Source organism: Flavobacterium sp. GT3R68 (genome assembly GCF_007109225.1).
Taxonomy (GTDB): Bacteria; Bacteroidota; Bacteroidia; order Flavobacteriales; family Flavobacteriaceae; genus Flavobacterium.
The window spans coordinates 1-4,639 of record NZ_VJZK01000012.1 but is presented as its reverse complement, the minus strand read 5'-3'; the positions used below and the strand labels follow the sequence as shown (position 1 = coordinate 4,639).

The following is a 4,639-nucleotide window of genomic DNA, read 5'->3' as shown; positions in this document are numbered from 1 at the left end:
AAAGAAACACGAAATAAGCCATTGATGCAAACCGATGTTATCTATTGCCGTTCTTCGGTTCAGTTTGGTTTTTCGGCGGAATATTTTTTGAGTAAGTTCGGCTTTAGCGCTTCCACTTTTCGGCGTCAGTTTGGTTTTGCAGCGATTTGTTTTTTGAGTGAGTTCGGCATTTTCCCGCTTCCAATTTTCTGAGTAAGTTTGGCGTTTAAGTTCAAGCAAAACGATATTTTAATTTCACCGTAGTTTTTGTAATACGGTTATAGATAACGTCCCCGCGGCTTGCATTCAGTGGCTTGCCTATCACCGGACAACTGCAAATATAAACCAAACTTTGAGTTATCATCGTATTTTCTGAAGAATCACCGAATTAAGCCATTGATGCAAACCGATGTTATCTGGAGCAATTCCTAGGATCAGTTTGGTTTTCGGAGAAATATTTTTTTGAGTAAGTTCGGCTTTTGCGTTTCAGTTTTCGGCTTCAGTTTGGCTTTTCGATAAGTTTTTTGAGTGAGTTCGGCTTTTTGCGATTCCAATTTTCAGCGTAAGTTTGGCTTTTAGGTTTCAAAACTCGACAAGATTTAACCCAATAAATGTTTCAAAAAACTGTCATTTTGATTTGGCGGGAATTTCTGAAATATTGTTCCAGATAACGTCCGGTGGCTTGCCTCAGTGGCGTGATTATTACCGAACAATCACAAATATAAACCAAACTTTGAGTTATCGGCGTATTTTCTAAAGAATCACAGAATTAAGCCATTGAGGCAAACCGCTGTTAGCAACTGTTTTTATTTTTCGGCGCTTTCGGTTTCGGTTTCGGTTTCATCTGGTTTGTCTAATTCTGGCGTTGCCATAATTCGGGATAGAAAATGCACAGTTCCAGTTGTTTTGAATTTAGTTGTAGCCAAAACAATTCCGCAAACTAGTCCAATAATTGAAATTACAATTCCTATAATGAATCCGATTGAATTTTGAAAATTGTAATAAACAATGCATCCAATTCCAAAACCTAACAGAGTAGGGGAGATTGCAATTTGCAACCAACCTATTAATTCTGTTATTTTTTCAAATATTTTGAACATTTCTACTACGATTTTTAAACTGATGCCAAATAGTTGCTAACGTCCCCGCGGCTTGCATTCAGTGGCTTGCCTATCACCGGACAATTGCAAATATAAACCAAACTTTGAGTTATCAGCGTATTTTCTAAAGAATCACTGGTTAAGCCATTGATGCAAACCGATGTTATCTATTGCCATTTTAGAATTCAGTTTGGTTTTTCGGCGAAATATTTTTTGAGTAAGTTCGGTTTTTACGCTTCCAGTTTTCAGCGTGAGTTTGGCTTTGCAGCAAAGTATTTTTTGAGTGAGTTCGGCTTTTTCACGCTTCCAATTTTCTGAGTAAGTTTGGCTTTTAAATTTCAAGAAAAACCATATTTTAATTTCAAAGAAAGTTCTGTAATATGGTTATAGATAACGTCCCCGCGGCTTGCATTCAGTGGCTTACCTGTCACCGGACAATTGCAAATATAAACCAAACTTTGAGTTATCAGAGTATTTTCTAAAGAAACACGAAATTAAGCCATTGATGCAAACCGATGTTAACTGTTGCCGTTTTTACGATTCAGTTTGGTTTTTCGACGAAATGTTATTTGAGTGAGTTCTGCATTTTTCCGCTTCTAATTTTCTGAGTAAGTTTGGCTTTGCATAAAGTTGTTTTCTGAGTGAGTTCGGCTTTTCACGCTTCCAATTTTCTGAGTAAGTTTGGCTTTTACGTTTTAAGGAAAACCGATATTTTAATTTCACCGAAAGTTCTGAAACACGGTTACAGTTAACGTCCCCGCGGCTTGCATTCAGTGGCTTGCCTATCACCGGACAACTGCAAATATAAACCAAACTTTGAGTTATCGGCGTATTTTCTAAAGAATGATGGAATTAAGCCATTGATGCAAACCGATGTTATCTGGAGCTGTTCTTTTTGATACAGTGAGTTTTCGACAAAATATGTTTTGAGTGAGTTCGGCTTTTTACGCTTCCACGTTTCGGCGTCAGTTTGGCTTTTCGGCGAGTTGTTTTTTAAGTGAGTTCGGTTTTTCACGCTTCCACTTTTTTGAGTAAGTTTGGCTTTTAAGTTTTCAAGAAAACCAATATTTTATTTAACCGAAATTTCTGTAATACGGTTCCAGATAACGTCCGGTGGCTTGCCTCAGTGGCTTGAAATGTTACCGAACAATCACAAATATAAACCAAACTTTGAGTTATCAGCGAATTTTCTAAAGAATCACAGAATTAAGCCATTGAGGTAAACCGCTGTTGTGCGTTCGTTTTTTAAATTAAACTTCTCGATGAAACGTTTTTAATATTTCTATGTTATTCTCATAATAATTGTATCTGAAAAAAATTTTTTTATGTTTTCCGTTTTCTTCATAATAGATTTTCCCATTCCCAATTTTTATAATATTCTTTAGAGGAATAATATTTTCGTCAAAGTAAATATTTTCGGAATCAAATTCGACGTTTTTATATTTGAGAATGTTCCGAAAAAAGCTAAAATAAATACTCGTTAAAACTAAAAACCACATCACAATTCCAAAAACGTATTTAATGTATAAATTGTAAATAAAGCATATAAAAAAAGTGAATGAGATTAAATAAATAATGAACATATTCAAACTATTAAGTTCAGAATTCAGTTGATATTTTTTCATTCTCAATGGGTTTTTAGAAGTTATTGGTTTTAGCGCAACCAAAATGACGCACAACGTCCGGTGGCTTGCCTCAGTGGCTTAAAATGTTACCGAACAATCACAAATATAAACCAAACTTTGAGTTATCAGCGTATTTTCTAAAGAATCACTGAATTAAGCCATTGAGGCAAACCGCTGTTATAAAACGTTTTTCATTTTTCGGCCCAATTTTTTGTTGCTGTAAATTGTTACTACTCCGCAAAGACCTTCTGTTCCGTATAGAGTAACATTTTCTGGATAATCTAAAATTTTTATTTCAAGGACATTTTCGTCACTAATATATTTCATAATCGACTTTGCATTTCGATTCTCACGTAAATCTATTTTATAATATTTGTTTAGATAAATAATCACAATCAGTGATTGACAAATATGTTTTTCAGGGTCACGAGAATTGTCTAAAATTATTCTTTTTTCATAAAGAGTATCAGAATATATTTTAGCTTTTATGAAATCTATTTTCTCACTTTTTAGTTGAAGGTCTTTTAGGTTATTAACCCATGCTAAATTCTGCTTTTGTGTTAAATAAGGTTTGTCTTGTGCATTTGCCTGCAAGTAGGATAGAAATGAAAGTATAAATATGATGTTTTTCATTCGATTGAGGTCTCTTTTGTAAATGTTTTATAACGTCCGGTGGCTTGCCTCAGTGGCGTACCTATCACCGAACAAGCACAAATATAAACCAAACTTTGAGTTATCAGCGTATTTTCTAAAGAATCACAGAATTAAGCCATTGTGGCAAACCGCTGTTAGCCGACGTTTTTATTTTTGTATACTATCAATTTTTTGATTTAGTTTATCTTTACATTCTTTAACTAGTTCGGAAAATATTTTATATTGCTCTTCTTGAGATCTCTTAATTATATTTTCATATTCTTCTTGTGAATAAGTTTTCATTATTTTCTCACTCGTACAATTGCAATAATCAAAATTTATTTTCTCGAATTCAAGGCCTTGTTTACCCATGCCAATTAAACAATATTTATTTAAGCTATCTTTTGCAGTTTCACTCCAAACAGATTCTTTTTTACTAGAGTTAATTGCATAGCGCTCTGGATTAGCATTTAATAAATTGTATCCACCTCGCAAAATCAAAATCACTGAGATGATTTTCATAAATATTCCATATTTTTCTTGAAAACTTTCAGATTTTTTAATCTGTTCGGTAGTTCTATTTTTTGGGTTATAAATACCAAATGAAATTAAAAATAAATATATTCCTAAAAGTAAAGTTGAAATCCCAAATATATAGGGTAAATAATGATTCATTCTCTTTTGTTTGTTTTTAATGCTAAGTTTCTCAAAATGTCGGCTAACGTCCGGTGGCTTGCCTCAGTGGCGTTCCCCATCACCGAACCATCACAAATATAAACCAAACTTTGAGTTATCAGCGTATTTTCTAAAGAATCACAGAATTACGCCATTGAGGCAAACCGCTGTTATAGGCTGTCATTTTTAATCAGCGTTTAATTTCTTTCTAATATTCATTTGTGTTTCTGTATCATTCAAATCCCATAAATCAAATAAACTAAATTGATACAATCTCTCATTAATTGTCATTCCTCCAATATTTTTTATAGATTCGTCCCGAAAACTACAATAGTCTATGTAAAATTGATTTGAAACTTCTGTGTTTTCAAACCAAACATTGCCATGCCATTTTCCAATTTGACTTTCCAAATGAGTAACACTTTCAGTGTTTCTTTTCCAGTCCTCAATGTGATTTCTAAAGTTCTTTTTCAACTCTAATTCGCTATCAGGAATTGAATTCACTAGTTCGTCTAAATTCATGGATTATCTAAATTAATGAGTAGTCTTAGGCGGTTTCAAGTTTCTAGCGCAATTTTTAGGTTTTTAAATCTACCGTTTTATTTCCCGCATTTTTGCACCAAATTT

Annotated in this window: 5 protein-coding genes; 1 reads left to right on the top strand and 4 read right to left on the bottom strand. The window is 33.5% G+C overall.

Annotated elements, in window-relative coordinates:
* Positions 1-192, top strand: a 192-nt coding sequence (locus FNW07_RS13895; RefSeq protein WP_221931750.1) for a hypothetical protein, incomplete at its 5' end; no start/stop codon positions are given.
* Between the two features lie 593 nt (positions 193-785).
* On the opposite strand, the gene FNW07_RS13470 is transcribed toward FNW07_RS13895, so the two are convergent.
* From FNW07_RS13470 to FNW07_RS13455, 4 genes are all read right to left on the bottom strand, one after another.
* Positions 786-1,079, bottom strand: coding sequence for a hypothetical protein (locus tag FNW07_RS13470; protein ID WP_144265642.1), 294 nt, complete (start codon positions 1,077-1,079; stop codon positions 786-788).
* 1,802 nt (positions 1,080-2,881) lie between these two features.
* Complete coding sequence (locus FNW07_RS13465; RefSeq protein WP_144265641.1) at positions 2,882-3,337, bottom strand: hypothetical protein; 456 nt, start codon at positions 3,335-3,337, stop codon at positions 2,882-2,884.
* A 168-nt stretch (positions 3,338-3,505) separates the two neighbouring features.
* Positions 3,506-4,012, bottom strand: a complete 507-nt coding sequence (locus FNW07_RS13460; protein WP_126745378.1) for a hypothetical protein — start codon at positions 4,010-4,012, stop codon at positions 3,506-3,508.
* Between the two features lie 186 nt (positions 4,013-4,198).
* The gene (locus tag FNW07_RS13455) at positions 4,199-4,534 is read right to left on the bottom strand and encodes a hypothetical protein (RefSeq protein WP_126745377.1); all 336 of its coding nucleotides are present in this window, start codon (positions 4,532-4,534) and stop codon (positions 4,199-4,201) included.
* Positions 4,535-4,639 lie beyond the last annotated feature (105 nt).

What these genes read in the sequence shown, in the direction of transcription:
- FNW07_RS13455 (WP_126745377.1), bottom strand. Translation starts at nt 4,534, where the DNA reads ATGAATTTAGACGAACTAGTGAATTCAATTCCTGATAGCGAATTAGAG.
- FNW07_RS13465 (WP_144265641.1), bottom strand. Translation starts at nt 3,337, where the DNA reads ATGAAAAACATCATATTTATACTTTCATTTCTATCCTACTTGCAGGCA.
- FNW07_RS13470 (WP_144265642.1), bottom strand. Translation starts at nt 1,079, where the DNA reads ATGTTCAAAATATTTGAAAAAATAACAGAATTAATAGGTTGGTTGCAA.
- FNW07_RS13460 (WP_126745378.1), bottom strand. Translation starts at nt 4,012, where the DNA reads ATGAATCATTATTTACCCTATATATTTGGGATTTCAACTTTACTTTTA.